At 70.7% G+C, this 18,855-nt stretch carries 15 protein-coding genes; 11 read left to right on the forward strand and 4 right to left on the reverse strand.

The features are described from left to right. Positions 1 to 99 precede the first annotated feature (99 nt). Positions 100 to 1,593 (forward strand): aldehyde dehydrogenase family protein, encoded by a 1,494-nt coding sequence (locus ACWCHM_RS07730; protein WP_281896271.1) that lies wholly within the window; start codon positions 100 to 102, stop codon positions 1,591 to 1,593. A gap of 61 nt (positions 1,594 to 1,654) precedes the next feature. Here the strand turns inward: ACWCHM_RS07730 and ACWCHM_RS07735 are convergent, their stop codons facing one another. The 3 genes from ACWCHM_RS07735 to ACWCHM_RS07745 form a co-directional block, all read right to left on the reverse strand. Next, on the reverse strand, positions 1,655 to 2,905 hold the full coding sequence (locus ACWCHM_RS07735; protein WP_454221872.1) for a cytochrome P450 family protein: 1,251 nt from the start codon (positions 2,903 to 2,905) through the stop codon (positions 1,655 to 1,657). Positions 2,906 to 3,105: 200 nt separating this feature from the next. Next, positions 3,106 to 3,987: an NAD(P)-dependent oxidoreductase gene (locus ACWCHM_RS07740; RefSeq protein ID WP_204961478.1), complete on the reverse strand. Its 882-nt coding sequence runs from the start codon at positions 3,985 to 3,987 to the stop codon at positions 3,106 to 3,108. 126 nt (positions 3,988 to 4,113) lie between these two features. After that, positions 4,114 to 4,614, reverse strand: coding sequence for a flavin reductase family protein (locus ACWCHM_RS07745; RefSeq protein ID WP_281896275.1), 501 nt, complete (start codon positions 4,612 to 4,614; stop codon positions 4,114 to 4,116). A gap of 299 nt (positions 4,615 to 4,913) precedes the next feature. Between ACWCHM_RS07745 and ACWCHM_RS07750 the strand changes: the two genes are divergently transcribed. Both ACWCHM_RS07750 and ACWCHM_RS07755 read left to right on the forward strand, forming a co-directional pair. After that, the gene (locus ACWCHM_RS07750) at positions 4,914 to 6,458 is read left to right on the forward strand and encodes an aspartate aminotransferase family protein (protein WP_454221873.1); all 1,545 of its coding nucleotides are present in this window, start codon (positions 4,914 to 4,916) and stop codon (positions 6,456 to 6,458) included. Between the two features lie 146 nt (positions 6,459 to 6,604). Further along, entirely contained in the window at positions 6,605 to 6,943 is a 339-nt protein-coding gene (locus tag ACWCHM_RS07755) for a winged helix-turn-helix transcriptional regulator (RefSeq protein ID WP_454221874.1), read from the forward strand. A gap of 102 nt (positions 6,944 to 7,045) precedes the next feature. Here ACWCHM_RS07755 and ACWCHM_RS07760 read toward each other — a convergent pair whose 3' ends face one another. Continuing rightward, on the reverse strand, positions 7,046 to 9,199 hold the full coding sequence (locus ACWCHM_RS07760; protein ID WP_454221875.1) for a BTAD domain-containing putative transcriptional regulator: 2,154 nt from the start codon (positions 9,197 to 9,199) through the stop codon (positions 7,046 to 7,048). Between the two features lie 767 nt (positions 9,200 to 9,966). Between ACWCHM_RS07760 and ACWCHM_RS07765 the strand changes: the two genes are divergently transcribed. The 8 genes from ACWCHM_RS07765 (at position 9,967) to ACWCHM_RS07800 (ending at position 18,844) form a co-directional block, all read left to right on the forward strand. Further along, on the forward strand, positions 9,967 to 11,139 hold the full coding sequence (locus ACWCHM_RS07765; protein WP_204961482.1) for an acyl-CoA dehydrogenase family protein: 1,173 nt from the start codon (positions 9,967 to 9,969) through the stop codon (positions 11,137 to 11,139). 41 nt (positions 11,140 to 11,180) lie between these two features. Further along, positions 11,181 to 11,579 carry a YybH family protein gene (locus ACWCHM_RS07770; RefSeq protein ID WP_281896287.1) on the forward strand — a complete coding sequence of 133 codons (399 nt, stop codon included), beginning with the start codon at positions 11,181 to 11,183 and terminating at the stop codon, positions 11,577 to 11,579. A 216-nt stretch (positions 11,580 to 11,795) separates the two neighbouring features. Further along, on the forward strand, positions 11,796 to 13,571 hold the full coding sequence (locus tag ACWCHM_RS07775; RefSeq protein ID WP_281896288.1) for a fatty acyl-AMP ligase: 1,776 nt from the start codon (positions 11,796 to 11,798) through the stop codon (positions 13,569 to 13,571). Beyond that, entirely contained in the window at positions 13,568 to 14,536 is a 969-nt protein-coding gene (locus ACWCHM_RS07780; RefSeq protein WP_204961484.1) for a beta-ketoacyl-ACP synthase III, read from the forward strand. The genes ACWCHM_RS07775 and ACWCHM_RS07780 overlap by 4 nt, the downstream gene beginning before the upstream one ends. 86 nt (positions 14,537 to 14,622) lie before the next feature. Then, entirely contained in the window at positions 14,623 to 16,200 is a 1,578-nt protein-coding gene (locus tag ACWCHM_RS07785; RefSeq protein ID WP_204961630.1) for an acyl-CoA carboxylase subunit beta, read from the forward strand. Between the two features lie 143 nt (positions 16,201 to 16,343). Further along, complete coding sequence (locus ACWCHM_RS07790; protein WP_454221876.1) at positions 16,344 to 16,478, forward strand: hypothetical protein; 135 nt, start codon at positions 16,344 to 16,346, stop codon at positions 16,476 to 16,478. Positions 16,479 to 16,501: 23 nt separating this feature from the next. Further along, positions 16,502 to 18,247: an acetyl/propionyl/methylcrotonyl-CoA carboxylase subunit alpha gene (locus ACWCHM_RS07795; RefSeq protein ID WP_204961486.1), complete on the forward strand. Its 1,746-nt coding sequence runs from the start codon at positions 16,502 to 16,504 to the stop codon at positions 18,245 to 18,247. Positions 18,248 to 18,406: 159 nt separating this feature from the next. Beyond that, a complete protein-coding gene (locus tag ACWCHM_RS07800; protein ID WP_204961631.1) occupies positions 18,407 to 18,844 on the forward strand; it encodes a cold-shock protein in 438 nt (145 codons plus the stop codon). Positions 18,845 to 18,855: the final 11 nt, after the last annotated feature.

Genomic DNA, 18,855 nt, shown 5'->3' on the forward strand with positions numbered 1-18,855 from the left:
TCCCGGGTGACCTTCCGGCCGGCATCGACACCGTCGATGCCGGCCGCCGTCTCTCCGCGAAGCAGCACCCCGTCGCGGACCCACGAAGGAGCAGCAACCGTGGACCAGTTGACCTCGACCCTCAGCCCGGCCGTCAGCGCGTTCGTCAGCCGGCCCCGGCACCTGTTCATCGGCAACCGGTTCGTGCCCGCCGCCGACGGCGCGGTCCTGGCCACGGTGGACCCGTCCACCGGCCGGCACCTGGTCGACGTGGCCCACGCCGGTGCGGTCGACGTCGACCGCGCGGTCACGGCCGCCCGGGACGCGCTCGACGGCGAGTGGGGGAGCCTCCCGGCCGCCGCGCGGGGTCTGCTGCTCGCCCGCTTGGCGGACCTCGTCGAGGCGCACGCCGGGGAGTTCGCGGAACTGGAGGCGCTCAACTCGGGCAAGCCGGTGACCGCCAACGAGTACGTCGACGTGCCGGCCGCGATCGAACACTTCCGCTACTACAGCGGTTGGCCCAGCAAGCTCGAAGGGGGCACGATCCCGGTGATCGCCCCCGACACCCTCTGCTACACGCGGTTGGAGCCGGTGGGGGTCTGTGCCCAGATCATCCCGTGGAACTTCCCACTGATGATGGCGGCCTGGAAGTTGGCGCCGGCGCTCGCGGCAGGGTGTTCCGTGGTCCTGAAACCCGCCGAGCAGACGCCCCTGACAGCGCTGCGGCTGGCCGAACTGGTGGTCGAGGCCGGTTTCCCGGCCGGCGTGGTCAACGTCCTGCCCGGTGACGGGCGGACCGGCGCGGCGCTGGTGGCCCACCCGGGGGTGGCGAAGGTGGCGTTCACCGGATCGACCGAGGTGGGCCGGGAGATCGCCGCCCGGGCCGGTGCCGACCTCAAGCGGGTCACCCTGGAACTCGGGGGCAAGAGTCCCAACATCATCCTGGACGACGCCGACGTGCCCGCCGCCGTGGCCGGCTCGTACGAGGGGATCTTCTTCAACAGCGGACAGAGCTGTGTGGCAGGTTCCCGGCTGTACGTGCACCGCAGCTGCCACGACCAGGTGCTCGACGGCCTCGTCGCGGCGACCCGGCAGGCCGCGGTGGGTCCGGCCCTGGAGCGGGGGACCCAGCTCGGCCCGCTCGTCTCGGCCGAGCAGTACCGCCGGGTCCGCGGCTACCTCGTGGACGGTCTCGCGGCCGGTGCCACGATGGTGGCCGGTGAGGTGCCCCCGGCCGAGCCGGCCGACGGCTACTACGTCCGGCCGGTGATCTTCACCGACGTGACGCCTGACATGCGGATCAGCCGGGAGGAGATCTTCGGACCGGTGCTGGTGGTGACGCCTTTCGACGACATCGACGAGGTCGTCGCGCTGGCCAACGACACCCCGTACGGGCTGGCGGCGGGGGTCTGGACCCGCAGCCTCGGCCGGGCGCACCGGCTCGCGGAGCGGATCAGGGCCGGCATGTTCTACGTCAACACGTGGGCGGCGGGGGATCCGGCCGCTCCCTGGGGCGGCGTCAAGGCCTCCGGCATCGGCCGGGAGATGGGCCGGGCGAACCTCGACGCGTACCTTGAGGTGAAGACGGTCTGGGCCGGTTACGGCCAGCTCTGACGCACGTCGGCCCCGGACCGCTGCCACACCGTTGTGCGGCGGTCCGGGGCCGACGTGCCGCTCAGGCGACCGGCACGGGATCGAGCAGGACCGGCAGTTCCTGGTGCCCGTTGGACACGAACGAGGTCAACCGGGGGATCTCGTCCGCCGGCCGGGCCAGGCGTAGCCCGGCGAACCGCTCGAACAGCGCCGGCAGGGCGATGCGCGCCTCCAACCGGGCCAGTGGCGCGCCCAGGCAGTAGTGCACCCCGTGGCCGAATCCGATGTGGTCACCCCGGGTCGCCCGGGTGATGTCGAAGACGTCGGCGTCCTCGCCGTGCACCTTCGGGTCCCGACCCGAGCCGGCGAACGAGATCATGATGGCGTCGCCCTTGGTGAACTTCACCCCGCCCAGCTCGAAGTCCTCGACGGCGTACCGCATCGGCAGGTTGGCGAAGGGCGCTTCCGAGCGCAGGGTCTCCTCGATGACGTCGTCCCAGCTCGCCGCGCCGGACCGGACGAGCTCATGCTGCTCCGGGTGGCTGAGCAGGGCGAAGATCGCCTGGTCCAGGAGGTTGGCGGTCGTCTCGTGGCCGGCGGTGAAGGTCAGCAGGATGGTGTCGACCAGTTCCCGCTCGGTCAGACCCGGGCCGTCCCGGTCGTCCCGGGCGGCGATCAGCCCACTGATCAGATCCTCGCCGGGGCTCTGCCGCCGCTGCTCCACCAACCGGGCGAGCACGGTGTAGACGCGCTCTTCCAGCAGGGGCGCCTCCTCGGGCGAGATCGCCCCGGTCAGCCACCTGCCGATCATGTCCAGCAACTCGTCCCGGATGGCGTCGGGGACGCCCAACAGTTCGGAGATCACCCAGGTGGGCAGGGCGTAGGCGTACTCGGCCCGCAGGTCGACCGGCCCGTCCTTGCCCTGCGCGGCGATCGAGTCCAGCAGGGTGGCGACGATCTGCTCGATCCGGGGACGTAGCGCGTTCGTCCGGCGGGCGGTGAACGCCTTGGCCACCAGCCGGCGCAGTCGGCTGTGCTCGGCGCCGTACGCGGTGATCATGTTTCGGTCGGCGACCCACATCGCCAGCGGCCAGGTCCGGGCCAACTCGCCCTCGCCGTTCTCCCAGGCCGGCCAATGCTGGTAGGTGTCCCGGGAGACGCGGGGGTCGGTCAGCAGCGCTTTGATGAGCGCCGTGTCGGTGACCGCCCAGACGACGACACCGCCGGGCAGTTCCACCTGGGTCGCCGGCCCCCGGCGGCGCAGCGCGGCGGCCTCGCCGTGCAGGTCGGTGCCGGTCGGGTCGATCGTGTAGGGGCATCGTTCGTCGGACATCGCAATCCTCCCGAGATGGATCGATGGATGGTGACCGGGCGGATCGACCCTATGGAGCAGGGTGTAATCCCCAGTTCATCGATCGCTCTCCTTGGGTGCACTGGTGCGCCGATGACCGGTGGGAGAACGCGCCGGGCCCGGGCCGTCCGTCGGAGGCGTCCCGGGCCCGGCGCGTCAGAAACGACCGTGCGGCAGCTGGATCAGGGCTTCTTGATGACCTCGATCAGGCTGGCCAGCGCCTCGTCGCCGTGTCCGCTGTCGGCCCGCTCCTGGAGCATGTCCCGGATCGGGATCATCACGTCCGGCCGGAGTCCCTGGCCCTTGCTGGCCTCCACCATCTTGGCCAGACCGACCGCGTTCAGCCCCACCGTGGAGATGGTGGTCGCGTACTGGCCCGCGTCGACCTGCTGGGCGGCCCCCTTGATGCTGGGCAGCACCACGTGGGTGATCCAGGACTCGGCGAACGGCGTCAGCGCCGCCGCCGGGATGCCCTCGCTGGCGAGCATCGCGAAGCCGTGCAGCGCGCCGGCGAGCGACGACCACAGGATGCCGAGCAGCGAGAGGTCGTACAGGCCGGCGACCCCCGGGTCCTCGCTCAGGAAGATGCTGTTGCCGCCGAGGACCTTCAGGGTCGACTCGTAGGTGTCGAAGACCTCCTTCGAGCCGCCGTAGAACAGCAGGGTCTGGGGGAGCCCGACGGCCGGCGGCACCGTCATGATGTAACCGTCGAGGTACTTCGCGCCGAGGGACTGGGCCCACTGCGCGGCGCCCCGGGCGTCCTCCGGCACGCCGGAGGTCAGGTTGACGATGACCTTGCCGTTGAGCGACTCCTTCACCGGCTCAAGGATCTCGTGCAGGGTCTGGTAGTCGACCACGCAGGCCACCAGGACGTCGCTCGCGGCGACCGCGTCGGCGATCGTGTCCGCACGGCTCGCGCCCTGCTCAACAAGTGCGTCCGCCTTGTTGGCGGAGCGGTTCCACACCGTCGTGCGGTGGCCGGCCCTGAGATATGCGCCCGCCAGTGCCGCCCCCATCATTCCGAGGCCGATCACCGAGACGGGTACGCGGTTTTCTTCGGACACCAGTGCCACTCTCCTCTGTGTTCCTGAAAAGGCAAAAAGACTGTCGGTGCTGGCCACGCAGAAAGCGCCCGCCATCGCCGATGCCACTTTTGGAGCCTAGACGCCGGCATGTGGGCACTCAAGTACTTACTGCAAAGTATGTGACCGGTTGTCGGTCGTCGCCGCCGCCGAAGTGCTGCCGATGCTGTGGAACGCACCGCCGAAGAACAGCAGACCAGCCCCGTCGTGGCCGATTTCCGCGCCGATCACCGAACCGACGAAGATGGTGTGGTCGCCGGAATCGTGGGCCTCGAACAAACGGCATTCCAGCCAGGCCAGGGCACCCGAAATGAGGGGTGCGCCGGAGGCCGGTCCCGGCCGGTGCGGCAGTTTCTCGAACTGGGCCGCCCCCAGGGGCCGGCGACGGTCGGCGAAGTGACGGGCCAGGTGCTCCTGGTCTGCGCCGAGCACCGAGACCGCGAAGTGCTCCGCGGCGGAGATGGCCTTGTGCATGACCGCGCTGTGCGCCACGCAGCACAGGATCTGCGGTGGGTCCAGTGAGACCGAGGCGACGGCGTTGGCCGTCATGGCGTGCAGGTTGTCGCCTCCGACGGTGACAACCGTCACCCCCGTGGCGAAGCGGGCCATCACCTCTCGCAACGAGCGGTGCATGGACGTCCTCCCGTCTGCGCGGTCGGCCGGACGGCGTGCCGGTCCGGTGCGGATCGAACAACGCACCTGTCGGCTCACGTTAACCAGCCGGGCGCACGTCGGGTTCATCGAATGGTAATTCCGGTGGCCGGTCGGCGTGTGGTCGTAGGTTACCGGCGCGTTACCGCCTATTGAGGGCCGCCCCGTCGGGTGGCGTTAACCTGTTTGCGGTTGCGAAAACGGCAGCCGTCCAGGTGCGATCGACCGACGACAGGACCGGAACCGGCATGCAATCCGTGACACCAGAGCAGACCCTCGCCGAGCCAGCGATGCAGGAATTGCTGAACATGCTCGGCATCAATGTCGAATACACCCGGGCCGAGGGCGACACCCTGCGGTACGTCGGCCCCGACGGCACGCCGGAGACGGTGGTGGACTATGCCGGTGGCTACGGTGCCCTGGTCCTCGGTCACAACCATCCCGCGCTCGTCGACACCGCCGTGACCTTCCTGAGCGAACGCCGTCCGGTGCTCGCCCAGGCGTCCCGACAGCCGGCGGTCGACCAGATCGCCGCCCGGCTCAACGACATCGTCGGCCGTGAGTTCGGCACCGACGAGCGCTACTTCGCCATCTTCTCCAACAGCGGCGCCGAGTCGATCGAGGTGGCGCTCAAGCACGCGGAGTTCGACCGGGTGCTGCGGGTGCGCTCCCTGCTCGACGAGGTGGAGGCCCACATCGCGGAGGTGGCCGCCCAGGCGCAGACGGTGGCTCCGCCGCCCGGGTCCGGGGCCGACCTGTCCACCGTCCTGTCCGGACTACGGCGGGACAACGCCGAGGCCGCCGCACGACCGCCGGTGTTCGTCGCCCTGGCGGGCTCCTTCCACGGCAAGCTGGTCGGCAGCGTGCAGTTGACCCACAACCCGAGTTACCGCACCCCGTTCGCCGGCCTCGCGCCCGCCGCCCGGTTCGTGTCCCTGGACGACCTCGACGCGTTCGACCGCATCGCCGAGGAGACCCGCACCGTCCTGCGGGACGTCCGGGTCGTCGACGGCGTCGCCGTGGTCGTCGAGCGCCCGATCCCGGTGGTGGCGGCGTTCGTCATGGAGGTCATCCAGGGTGAGGGCGGCATCCGGGTGGTCACGCCGGCCAAGGCGGACCGCATCCGGCAGGGGTGCGCGGCGTTGGACTGCCCGATCGTCGTCGACGAGATCCAGAGCGGTCTGGGGCGTACCGGCGCGTTCTTCGCCAGTTCCCAGATCGGCTTCGCGGCCGACTACCTGACCCTGGCGAAGGGCCTCGGCGGCGGTATCACCAAGACGGCGGTGACCCTGGTCGCGCAGCGGCGCTACCGTCGCGACTTCGCGCTGGTGCACAGCTCCACGTTCGCCCGCGACGGCCTGTCCACCGCGGTCACCGCGCGGGTGCTGGAACTGCTGGAGGCGGAGAACGGTGCCGCCTACCTGCGTGCCAAGGAGAAGGGCGAGAAGCTGGCCGAGATCTTCCACGACCTGCGCCGTCGCTTCCCCGGGGTGGTCCGCGAGGTCCGGGGGCGGGGGTTGATGCTCGGGTTGGAGTTCGACGACCAGTCCGGTTCCGCCGCACCGGCCATCGCCGGTGCCTCCGCCAACGGCATGCTGGGCTACGTCATCTCGGGCTACCTGCTGCGGGTGCACCGGATCCGCACGTTCCCCACCGCGAGCGCGGCGAACACGTTGCGGTTCGAGCCGTCGCTCAACCTCGCCGACGCCGACATCGAGCGGCTCCGGGTCGCCCTGGAGGCGCTCTGCGTCGCCCTGCGTGACCAGGACGAGCAGGCCCTGATGGGTGGTGGGGCGGGGTGAGGGGTGCGGCGAAATCGTCACGTGTCGTCATTTTCACCGCAACACAGCGCGACCGTACGACTCTCGCGCGCTAGACTCTACGGACACCGGAACTCACGGGGAGAGTGCCGCCGGCCGGTCGGGGAGTGAATGAATTGAGTGTCAGGGTGCGGCCGACACATTGTGGTCTGGATGCCGCGATCGAGGTGATCAGCGGCAAGTGGAAGGTCGTCATCCTGTGGGCCCTCAGTGACAGCCATCGACGGTTCGGTGAGCTGAGGAGGCTCATCGGAGTGAGCGAGAAGGTGTTGTTCCAACACCTGCGCGAACTCGAGGCCGACGGCATCGTCCGTCGGGAAGCCTCCGAGGACCTGCCGATGCGGGTGGAATACTCGCTGACCGACCGGGGGCAGGCACTCAACGACGCGCTCAAGCCGCTCGGGGCGTGGGGTCGGGAATACCTGCCGGCCCGGGCCGTGCCCGTGCCCGTGCCGCGCGACAGCTGACCACCAGGTGCGGACAGGCCCGGCCCGCGCCGGGTGGCGGTTCCTCGACAGTGGTGGCCCGGTCGGCAGCCGCCACCCGACCGCTGCCGCGGCGGGGCGGGGTCACATCGACCGGGCACCGGAGGGGTATCCACTGAGGAAGTGCCGTGCCGACCGGGTGGCCAGCAGGGATCTGACGTAACCGCGTAGTTCGTCGGGACGGTCGCCCTTGATCACGCTGAGTGCGCGCCGGAACCAGTGCGTGGACTCGCGGGGTTGCAGTGGCGAGCTGGAGTGGACGAAGTCGACCAGTTCGTCGATCGCGGCGTCGGACAACGCCTCCAGGGTGATGGTGGTGAAGTTCTGCTTGCCCCGTCCCCAGTCGGGGCGGCGTTGCAGCAGTTCCGGGGTGGCCGCGGCCACCACCAGCAGCGGCACTCCGATGAAGTCGGCGAGACCGTCGACCATGAGCAGCAGGCCGTCGTCGCTGCGGTGCAGGTCGTCGATGAGCAGCAGCACCGGGCGGTCGAGCGGTGTCCCCTCCAGGAAGTTGCCCCACCGTGCCAGATCCTCGCGTACGTCCACCGCGAGGCCGGGTACGGGTTCGTCGGCCACGAACGGGGTGATGCACCGCAGCACCCGGTCCGCGTGCTCGTCGCTGTCGGCCAGCCGGCGTACCGTACGGGTCAGCCGTTCCATAGCCCGCTCCGGCGCGTCGGTCGGCCGGATCTCGCACAGCGCGCGGACCAGCGCGGCCTGGACGGCGAAGACCCCGTCCCGCCCCGGCAGCTCCGCCGGGTCGGCGCAGACGTGCGCGAGGTGGACCCGGTGACCGAACATCCGCTCCAGCTCCGCCAGGTATCTGGTCTTGCCGCTGCCGGGCTCGCCGAGGGCGGTGACGAAGTGCGGCGTACGCCGGTGGCGGGCCCGGTCCAGGAGCCCACCGAGCAGGTCGAGCTCGAATCCGCGTTCCACGGTGGGGATCGTGTCCAACCCGATGGAGGTGGGTCGGAAGCCGCGTACCCGCCATTCCCCGGGGTCCGCGGTCGGCTGACAGTCGATGATGGACGCGGTGTCCGTCCGGGTGGTGGCGCAGACCCGGATCTCACACTCCCCGGTGCGCAGCAGCATCGCCTGGGAACGGTCCAGTAGCGTCCCGCAGATTCCGGCCGGGCCGTCCGGCCGGTTCGGCATGAGCGCCTCGCCGGTGACGACGGTGGCGCGGAAGGACACCCGGTGGCCGTTGGGTGGTACGTCGCCGGCTGCCGGCGTCTCCACCGGGTGCCAGCGGTTGCGGATGGCCATGGTGGCCAGGACGGCCCGCTCGGCGTCGTCGCCCCGGGCGCCGTCGGCGTCGAAGAGCCCGACGGTGACCGAGCCGATGGTGGTGGAGACCGATCCGCCGAACCGCTCCACCGTCTCCCGTATCCACTGGCTGGCGCCCTCCAGCAGCCTGTCGAGGGCGGCGGCGTCGAGCCTGGTGGTCCCGGTGTCGATGTGGCTGCGGATCAGCATGACGCTGACCTTCCGCCGCTCGCTGCGCAGCGGCTCTGGCGGCTCCTCGACGATGGCCGAGGCCCGGGCCGGTGACGCGAGTGCAGCCGGGCCGTCGAACGCGGCGGCCCTGCGTCGGACGCCCATCGGCTCGGGGTCGGCCCTGCGGTGGACCTCGATGACCTGACCGGGCGGCACGCTCAGTAGCCCGTGGGTCGCCAACTGGTTGGTGTCGTCCAGGTTGAGCTCGGGACTCTGGTTGAGGATCGCCTGTTGCAGCAGTTGCAGCTCCCGGCCGGGTTCCAGGCCGAGTTCCTCGGCCAGCATGGTGCGGGCCCGGGCATACACGTTCAGGGCGTCAGCCTGCCGGCCGCAGCGGTACAGCGCCAGCATCAGCAGCCGGCAGGACCGCTCGCGCAGCGCGATGCCGTCGAGGTCGTTGCCGAGTTCGTTGATCACCCCCTGGTATCGACCGCAGGAGATGTCGGCGTCGAAGTAGTCTTCGAGCGCGTCCATCCGGGCATTGTGGAGGTTGCCCAGTTCCGGCCAGACGATGCCGGCCTCCGCGAGGTCCGCCAGGGCCGGGCCCCGCCAGAGGCTCAGTGCGTTGCGCAGCGCGACCGCGGCGGCCTCCGGTGAGCCGGCTCTGAGCCGACGGTTCCCCGCCTCGGCGAGCCGCTGGAACCGGTGCAGGTCGACGCTCTCCGGGTCGACGACGAGCCGGTAGCCGGGTGACCTGGTCAGGAGGTTGGGTACGTCGCTGCCCGGGGCCGGTTGGAGCACCCGTCGGCGCAGGCTCCAGACAGCGTTCTGCAGAATCTTCCGCGCTGAGACCGGCGCGTCGTCATCGGGCCAGAGCGCGGAGATCAGTTGACTGGTGGCGACAGACCTATTGGCCTGCAACAACAGATAACCGAGCGTGGCCCGTTGTTTTGTTCCTCCCAGGACAAGCGAGTGTTCCTCATCTATCACTTCCAGCGGTCCGAGGACGCGGAACTGCACATTGCCCCCATGTAAAAGGCTCGCGGGTGTGGGTCGGATGACTGTTTCTGCGGTGAAGGCAGCCGTCCGACGTCAGTCGGAGCAGGCGCGGTCTCGGTCGAAGCTCCGACGGGGCGATGCTGTGTGGCCAGGTCTGGTGGAGAAGGCAGCAGTTGGCCAAAATCTGACGTGCTACAATCCCCGCCCTCATTACGGCTCGGCCGCAGTCGCACCCATAAAGATTAGGTCAGTGGCAACCTGGAGGTAAGTGCTTACTTCTAGGTAAGTAAACAGGTTGCCGGGTGCGGGGCTGAAACCCGCTCATCGCCACCGCGCCGTGTGCGTGGTTGCCGCTGGTGAGCGCCCGGATCCAGTTTCTCGATGACGTCCACTCTTAGGTAACCGGACATCCACCTGCACCTCATCGGCATCGAGAATGAACGATTGATTACCGACAGTACAGGACTGTCCTGCAATAATTCTACAGGCTTGCTGAGGCGGGCCTCCCGCTACCGCCATGCGGATTCCTGCTGCGGTTTAACCATCTCGTAACGATTCGAGGGATGTAAATGCAACAAGCCAAGGATGACGTGCTCGCCGCCGTACGCGACATCGTACCCAAGCTGCGGGAGAACGGCCTGGAGGCGGAGCAGCGGCGCTGGCTGCCCGAGGAGAACCTCGCCCTGCTGGAGAAGGCGGGTGTCTTCGCGATGGCCACTCCGCAACGGTACGGCGGGCTCGACCTGTCGCTGGCCGAACAGGCGGAGGTGCTCGCCGAGATCGCCCGTGGCTGCCCCTCGTCCAGCTGGGTTTCCATGGTCTGGGCGTCGAGTGCCTGGATGGTGACCCTGTTCCCCGAGGAACTGCAGGACGACATCTTCACCCGGCCCGGGGTCCGGATCTCCGGCGGATTCAGCCCGACCGGCACGCTCGTGCCCAGCGGCGACGGGTACGTGCTCAACGGGACGTGGGGCTTCAACTCCGGCTGCCGCGGCGCGGACTGGAACATGATGCTGGCGATCGTCCAGCGTCCGGACGGCACCACCGACGAGGCCATCGCGCTGGTGCCGATGGACCGGTTCGCCATCGCCGACGACTGGGTCGCGTCCTCCCTGACGGCGACAGGCAGCTCCACCACGACCGCCACCGACGTCTTCGTGCCGGCCCACCACGTCGTCATCCCGGCCGAGGCGGAGGCCGCGATGGCCGCCGGAATCGAACTGCCGCCGCCGCCACCCGGGCGCGGGTACGGGCTCTACAGCTTCCTGTTCGCCCAGTCGGTGGCCACGTTCATCGGCATCGCCCGGGGTGCGCTGGACATCTTCCTGGAGCGGCTGCCCGGGCGCGGCATCAGCCAGACCCAGTGGACCGACCAGAGCCAGCATCCGCTCACCCACATCCAGCTCGGTGCCGCCGCCAGCCGGATCGCGGCCGCCGAGGCGCTGTGCCAGCAGATGTACGGCCTCCTCCAGGACCGGGCCGACCGGTACGAGGAACTGACGCTTGCCGAGCGGGCCGCCATCCGTGGCCACAGCGCCTACGCGGCGCAGCAGGCCAAGGAGGCGGTGGAGATCCTCTACAACGCCAGCGGCGCGTCGGTGATCAAGCGGGCGGTGCCGTTGCAGCGGTTCCACCACGACATTCAGGGCCTCGCGCTGCACGGCTGGATTCTGCTCAGCACCAATCTGGAGGTACAGGGCCGGGTCATCCTCGGCCTTGACCCGCAAACCCCGCTGCTCTGACGCCCCGCGCAGCGGCCACCGACAAGCCCAGGAGGAAAACCGTGGACAACCTCGTCGACTCCACCATTCCCGACGACCCCGACCTGCAGAACGATCTGTTCGTCAAGGTGTTCAACTCCGGAAACGGCGCGCTCTATGACTCCATGTACACGGAGGATGCGGTCTCGAACATCTCCGGCGCACCGCTGTCGGGCAAGGCCCGAACGGATTTCTTCGTCGACTTCCTCGCCACCGGACCGAGGATTCGTTCGAAGGTCCTGCAGACCTACACCACCTCCGACACGTCCCTTCTGATCGTCGACTACAGCCTGGACATCCCCGGGCCGGACGGTGAGATGACGCACATCAACGGGACCTGCACGGATGTGCTCGTACGCAATGAGGAAGGCGACTGGCGACTGGCCGTGGACCGTCCGGTGCCGTCCGAAGATCATTCCTGAGAATTCACGGGTGGCCCGGCGCCGGAGGTGGTCCGTCCGGGGCCGGGCCGCTTCCGCAGGTGGCCTACGGAGAATTCTCGGTGACTTCGACGTTACCGCGGTCGCGGAAGGCATTCGCTCGTGTGGACAGCCCGTCGCCCGAAGCGATGGCGATTCCGTTTGATCCGTGGCCGTGGCAGTGCGTGACGGTCCCGGCGCGACAAGGAGACGCAGACGATGGCTAGCAGCCTGCTCCACCCCTCCGGTCCGGAGACCCGGACCCTGCCGGACGTGTTGCGACTCCGTGATGCCACGGAGCCGGACACGACCGCGTACGTGTTCCTGCGGGACGGCGAGGAACCCGAGGAGACCCTGACCTTCCGGCAGCTCCACGACGCGGCGACGGCCCGGGCGGCCCGGTTCGCGGCCCTCGGGCTGACCGGCCAGCGGGCGGTCCTGCTCTACCCCTCCGGCCTGGAGTTCATCCGCACCCTGCTCGGCTGCATGTCCGCGCGGGTGGCCAGCGCCCCGATGCAGGTGCCCCGCCGCCGTGACGGGCTGGCCCGGCTGCGCCGCATCGCCGACGACGCGCGTACCACCACGGTCCTGACCACGCTGGCGGTGAAGACCGACCTTGAGTCGCGCTTCGGCGACGCACCCGAACTGGCCGGACTCGCCCTCGTCGCCACGGACGACGCCCTGTCCGCGCCGCCGCCGCCCGACTGGGGCGCGGTCGCGCCCGGACCTGACGACATCGCGTTGCTCCAGTACACGTCGGGTTCGACGGGCGACCCCAAGGGCGTCGTGGTGACCCACCGGCACTTCATGCACAACGCCCGGGAGACCGACGAACTGTGGCCCTTCGCCCCCGACGGGAAGGTGGTCAACTGGCTGCCCCTGTTCCACGACATGGGGATGCTCTTCGGTGTGGTGCTGCCGCTGTGGGCCGGGGTGCCGTCGTTCCTGATGGCGCCCGAGTCCTTCATCCGCCGGCCCGCACGCTGGCTCGAAGCCATCGCCCGGTTCGGCGGCACCCACTCCGCGGCCCCCAGTTTCGCCTACGAGCTGTGCGTGCGCGCCGCCGCCGAGGGCGGCACGGGTGCGGTTGGCGACCTGTCCCGCTGGCGGGTCGCCGCGAACGGGGCGGAGCCGGTCCGCTGGGGGACGCTCACCTCGTTCGTCGAGGCGTTCACCCCGCACGGATTCTCCGCCGAGGCGATGTGTCCCGGCTACGGCCTGGCCGAGAACACCCTGAAGGTCACCGGCAGCAGCCAGCACCGCCCCCCGAAGGTCCTCTGGGTCGATCCGGGCGCGCTGGCCGACGGGGTGGTCACCCTCGCCGACGGACCGCGGGTCGACCCGGTCCCTGCGGTGAGCTGCGGGGCGACGGTGCCGTCCACCACGGTACGCATCGTGGACCCCACCTCGCGCGTGCAGTGCCCGCCCGGCCGGGTCGGCGAGATCTGGGTCAGTGGCCCCTGTGTGGCCGGCGGCTACTGGGGGCGTCAGGAACTGTCGGAGGAGTCCTTCCGGGCCCGCCTGCTCGACGATCCGGACACCCCGCACCTGCGTACCGGCGACCTCGGCTTCCTGCACGACGGCGAGTTGTACGTCACCGGCCGGCTCAAGGACGTCATCATCCGCAAGGGGCGCAACCACTACCCGCAGGACATCGAGGAGTCGGCGGAGCAGGCGGTCCCCGGGCTGCATCCGAACTGCGCCGCCGCGTTCTCCGTCGACGACGGCACCTCCGAGCGGCTGGTGGTGCTCATCGAGGTGGACGGGCGGGTGCTGCGCTCGCCCGGCCTCGCGGCGGCCCGGGAACTGGTGCGGGCGGCGATCTGGGAGAAGCACCGGTTGGAGGCCGACGAGATCCTGATGCTGCGCCGGGGCGCGTTGTCGAAGACCTCCAGCGGCAAGGTGCAGCGGCGCGCCTGCCGTCGGCGCTACGAGGAGGGCACACTGGTCGCGCTGCCGGTCAACGCCGTGCCGACGACGGGAGCCCACAGGTGAGCGGGCTCCGGGGGTCGGCGATCCTCGGTGTCGGTGCGTACCGGCCGAGCCGGGTGGTCGGCAACGACGAGATCTGCGCCCGGATCGACTCCTCGGACGAGTGGATCCGCAAGCGGTCCGGCATCGTCTCGCGGCGCTTCGCCGACGACGGGGAGACTATCGTCGGGATGGCGGCGGAGGCGACCCGCAAGGCGGTGGCGCAGTCCGGGACGCATCCCCGGGACGTGGACGCGGTCGTGCTGGCGTCCATGTCGATCCTCGAACAGTCACCACCGTCCGCCCCGAGGGTGGCCACCCTGATCGGGGCCCGTAACGCCGCCGGGCTGGATCTGAACGCCGCCTGTTCGGGCTTCTGCTACGGCCTGGCGGTCGCCGACTCGATGGTGCGCTCGGGTCAGGTCGACCGGGTCGTGGTGGTGGGTTCCGAGCGGATGAGCGACATCGTCGATCCCGACGACCGGGGCACCGCCTTCCTCTTCGGCGACGGGGCCGGCGCGGTGGTCGTGGGGCCGGCGGAGAACCGGGGGATCGGGCCGGTCGTCTGGGGGTCCGACGGGGAACGCCACGAGATGATCGCCCACGACGGGGCGTGGCGGCACGGCGGGGCCTGGCCCTACATGAGGATGGCCGGGCCGGAGGTCTTCCGTTGGGCCACCCGGCTGGTCCCCGAGACGGCGACCCGGGCGCTGGCCGCCGCCGGTGTACGGGCGGACGACCTCGGGGCGTTCATCCCGCACCAGGCCAACCTGCGGATCGTCGAGGCTGCCGCGCGCGCCCTGGGGCTCGGTCCGCGCACCGTGGTGGCCCGGGACGTGGTGCACGCCGGCAACACCTCGGCGGCGTCCATTCCGCTGGCCATGGACGACCTGCTGTCCCGGGGGGCGGTCGCGGCGGGGGAGTCGGCCCTGCTGGTCGGCTTCGGCGCCGGGCTCACCTACGCCGCCCAGGTGGTGACGCTGCCGTGAACGCGACACCACAGCCGGGCGCGGGACGCACCGCGCCGGACCCGACGTCGACCGGGCCGACCGCGACCGGGCGGTCCTCCGACGCCCTGGGCACGGACGACGGCTCGACCACCACCGCCGGGCGGCTCGCGGAGCTGGTCCGCCGCCGCGAGTCGGCCCACCACCCGGACGACGGACGGGCCGTGCGACGGCAGCACGACAAGGGCAAGCTGACGGCCCGGGAGCGGATCGAGGCGCTCCTCGATCCGGACTCCTTCGTGGAGCTGGACGCGTTGGCCCGACACCGCTGCCACAGCTTCGGGATGGAGCGGGAGCGCCCGTACGGCGACGGGGTGGTGACCGGTCACGGCACCATCGACGGTCGCCGGGTGTACCTGTTCGCCCAGGACTTCACGGTCTTCGGCGGCAGCCTCGGTGAGGTGTACGGCGAGAAGATCATCAAGGTGATGGACCTCGCGCTGCGGACCGGCACACCGATCATCGGCATCAACGACTCGGGTGGTGCCCGCATCCAGGAGGGGGTGGTGTCGCTGGCCTACTACGCCGAGCTGGTCAAGCGGCACGTCCAGGCATCCGGGGTGATTCCGCAGATCTCCCTGATGACCGGCCCGTGCGCGGGTGGTGCGGTGTACGCGCCGGCCATCACCGACTTCGTCGTGATGGTGGACGGCATCTCGCACATGTTCGTCACCGGCCCCGAGGTGCTGCGTACGGTCACCGGGCAGGAGGTGGACCGGGAACTGCTGGGCGGTGCGCACAGCCACAACACCATCTCGGGAAACGCCCACCACCTCGCCGCCGACGAGAAGGACGCGTTCGAGTACGTCCGGCTGCTGCTCGGGCACCTGCCGTCGAACAACATGACCGACCCGCCGGTGTTCGCCGTGTCGGAGCGCGCGGACGCCGCCGAAACCGACGCCGCCCTGGACACGCTCATCCCCGACGACCGCAACCGGCCGTACGACATGACGCAGGTGGTGCGGGCGGTCCTGGACGACGGTGAGCTGCTGGAGGTCCAGCCGCTGTTCGCCCGCAACATCGTCTGTGGGTTCGGCCGGGTCGACGGGCACAGCGTCGGCGTGGTGGCCAACCAGCCGATGCAACTCGCGGGGGTGCTCGACATCGACGCCAGCGAGAAGGCGGCCCGTTTCATCCGCACCTGCGACGCGTTCCACATCCCGGTGCTGACCTTCGTCGACGTCCCCGGCTTCATGCCCAGCCTGGAGCAGGAGCAGGGCGGCATCATCCGGCGGGGCGCGAAGCTGATCTACGCCTACGCGGAGGCCACCGTGCCGATGGTCACCGTGGTCACCCGCAAGGCCTACGGCGGGGGGTACGGGGTGATGGGCTCCAAGCATCTCGGCACCGACATCAACCTGGCCTGGCCCACCGCCGAGATCGCCGTGATGGGTGGGGAAGGGGCGGTCAGCGTCCTGCACCGGCGGACCCTGCGGGACGCCGCCGACCCCCGGGCCGAGCGGGAACGGCTGCGCGCGGAGTACGAGCGGACGTTGTGCAACCCCTACGTGGCCGCCGAGCGGGGCTACATCGACGCGGTGATCCTGCCCAGGGAGACCCGTACCCAGGTGGTCGAGGCCCTCCGCGCGCTGCGCGACAAGCGGGTCGACCGGCTGCCCCGCAAGCACGGGAACATCCCGCTGTGACCGGGCGGGACCTCCGTGGCGGGCGGTACCCGCAGGGGGCACGGCCCGGGCACGGTCCGGGGCGGCCGGACCGGCCCGCCGGGGACCGGGCGGACCTGACGGTAAGGGCCGACGCGACGCCTGAGGAGATCGTGGCGGTCCTCGTGGCGGTACAGACACTGGCCGCGCCGCCCGCCGACCGGCCCCCGCAGCGGGTACGGGCGGCCCGGGTCGCCGTGCTGCGCCGGTCCCTGCCGGTGGACCGCAGCGCGACCGCCTGGCGCCGGGGTGCCCGGTGAGGACATCGACGAGGGGAGCAGGCGTGCGCAAGGTACTGATCGCCAATCGGGGCGAGATCGCCGTACGGGTGGCCCGGGCGTGCCGTGACGAGGGGCTGGCGAGCGTGGCGGTCTACGCCGACCCGGACCGGGACGCCCTGCACGTCGCCCTGGCCGACGAGGCCTACGCGCTCGGCGGGGACACCCCGACGACCAGCTATCTCGACCCGGACCGCATCCTGCGGGCCGCCGCCCTGGCCGGCGCGGACGCGGTGCACCCGGGGTACGGCTTCCTGTCCGAGAACGCCGACTTCGCCGAGGCCGTGCTCGCGGCGGGCCTGACCTGGATCGGGCCGCCGCCCGCGGCCATCCGTGCGCTGGGCGACAAGGTCGCCGCGCGGGCGATCGCCCGCCGGGTGGGCGCCCCGCTGACGCCTGGTACGCCGGGGCCTGTCGACTCCGCCGACGAGGTGCTGGCGTTCGCCCGGAAACACGGGTTGCCGGTCGCGGTCAAGGCGGTGCACGGTGGGGGCGGTCGGGGGTTGAAGGTCGCCCGTACCCTCGATGAGATCCCCGCGCTGTTCGAGTCGGCCGTCCGCGAGTCCGTTGCCGCGTTCGGGCGGGGGGAGTGCTTCGTGGAGCGTTTCCTCGACCGTCCCCGGCATGTGGAGACCCAGTGTCTCGCCGACCGCTACGGCACGGTCGTGGTGGTCTCCACCCGCGACTGCACCCTGCAACGCCGGCACCAGAAGCTGGTCGAGGAGGCGCCCGCGCCGTTCCTGACCCCGCAGCAGGACGCCGAGCTGCGGCGGGCGTCGCGGGCGGTCCTCGCCGAGGTCGGCTACGTCGGTGCCGGGACCTGCGAGTTCCTGGTCGACAGCGACGGCAGCATCTCGTTCCTTGAGGTCAACACCCGGCTCCAGGTCGAGCACCCGGTCAGCGAGGAGGTGGCCGGCATCGATCTCGTCCGGGAGATGTTCCGGCTGGCCGACGGTGCGCCGATCGGGTACGACGACCCGCCGGCCCGGGGCCACTCGATCGAGTTCCGGATCAACTGCGAGGACCCGGGGCGCGGGTTCCTGCCGACCCCGGGCACGGTCACCGCCTACGTACCCCCCTCGGGGCCCGGCGTCCGGGTCGACACCGGGGTACGCAGCGGCAGCACCGTGGGACCGTCCTGGGACTCGCTGCTGGCCAAACTGGTGGTCACCGGCGCCACCCGGGACCAGGCCCTGCAACGGGCCCGCCGCGCCCTGGCCGAGTTCACGGTGGAGGGCCTGGCCACCACGTTGCCGTTCCACCGTGCGGTCGTCGAGGACCCGGCCTTCGCCGGACCCGCGCTGCTGGTCCACACCGAGTGGATCGAGCGGGACTTCGACAACCGGCTGGAGCCCCACGACCGGCCGACCGCCGCCGGGACGGAGGAGCCCGCCCGCCGGCAGGTGGTGGTGGAGGTCAACGGCCGGCGGATGGAGGTGTCGCTGCCGGCCGCCCTCGCGGCGACGCCCGCTGGGTCGGCCCCGCCGGCGCGGCCCCGTCGGCGCAGCGTCGCGCAGGCCCGTCCGGCGGTGTCGGGCAGCATGGTGACCGCGCCGATGCAGGGCACCGTGGTCAGGATCGCGGTGGTCGAGGACGAACCGGTGGAGGCCGGCCAGCTCCTGGTCGTGCTGGAGGCGATGAAGATGGAACAGCCGGTGCTGGCCCACCGGGCCGGTGTGGTCAAGAACATGCAGGTCGAGGTGGGCGCGGTGCTGCCGGCCGACGGCGTCATCTGCGAGGTCATCGACTGACCGGTGGTGTTCGGCGGGCGGTGGCTGCGCGACCGGTGCGGTGGGGGACCGGGCCTCCCTTACCATGGGTACCGCGCCGATGACGGTGCCCCTAAGCTGGGTTCCCGTTGCGGTGGTTCTTCTGTTCTGGTGGCTCTTGTTCGTGGGGTGGTGGTCGCGGTGGCGGTCGGTACGATTCTCAGCTTCGACGACGTGAAGGGGTACGGCTTCATCAGCCCGGAGGGCGGTGGTGAGGACGTCTTCGTGCACGCGAACGACTTCGGCGACCAGCGACCGTCGGTCGCGCCCGGGATGCGGGTGGAGTTCGAGTCGGTGGAGGGCAACCGCGGGATCAAGGCGCTCTACGCGCGCCTGCTCAACCCGGGGGCCCCGGTCGCGTCGCGCCCGTCGGCGTCCGCCGCGCCGACGGTGACCCGGCTACCGGTGACCGACCGGGGCGACGACGACGAGTGCGACGTCCTGACCGCCTTCACCTTCCGGTCCAACATCACGGAACTGCTGGTGGAGCAGGTGCCGACGCTCACCGGTGCCCAGATCAGCCAGATCCGGCAGCACCTCACCCAGTTCGCCCGTTCCCACGGTTGGATCGAGGACTGACCCCGTCCGGT

This window comes from Micromonospora sp. SCSIO 07396 (assembly GCF_053667945.1).